At 40.1% G+C, this 342-nt stretch carries 1 protein-coding gene; it reads left to right on the top strand.

Annotation, left to right across the window (positions count from 1 at the left end; translation table 11 throughout):
• Positions 1 to 342 (top strand): ATP-binding protein (locus V514_RS0108905; RefSeq protein ID WP_029499608.1); only part of this gene is annotated, 342 nt, incomplete at both ends.

Genomic DNA, 342 nt, shown 5'->3' with positions numbered 1-342 from the left:
CTCTGTAAGCAATTGAGATTAGCACACGTAGCAGAAGCGATTAAAGAAGTCCCTTTTACCGAACCAGAAGAATATATTTATCAAATCTTATTAAAAGAGCAAGTAGGCAGAGAACAAGCCAAAATAGCACGCAACTTGAAACAGGCACGTTTTATCGATACGAAGACGCTTGAAACCTATCAGTGGCATAAAGACATTTGTTTACCTAGTCATTTAACAAAAGAAGAATTAGAGCAGCTGGATTTTATTCAGAGAAAAGAGAATGTTATTTTAGTTGGCGCACCCGGCACAGGTAAGACACATTTAGCCTCAGCCCTTGGCCGAAAGGCTTGTGAGTATGGG

The organism is Kurthia huakuii LAM0618 (assembly GCF_000505545.1).
GTDB classification, from domain to species: Bacteria; Bacillota; Bacilli; order Bacillales_A; family Planococcaceae; genus Kurthia; species Kurthia huakuii.
Note: the sequence above shows the minus strand (reverse complement) of the source record. Positions and strands in the feature narration are given on the sequence as shown.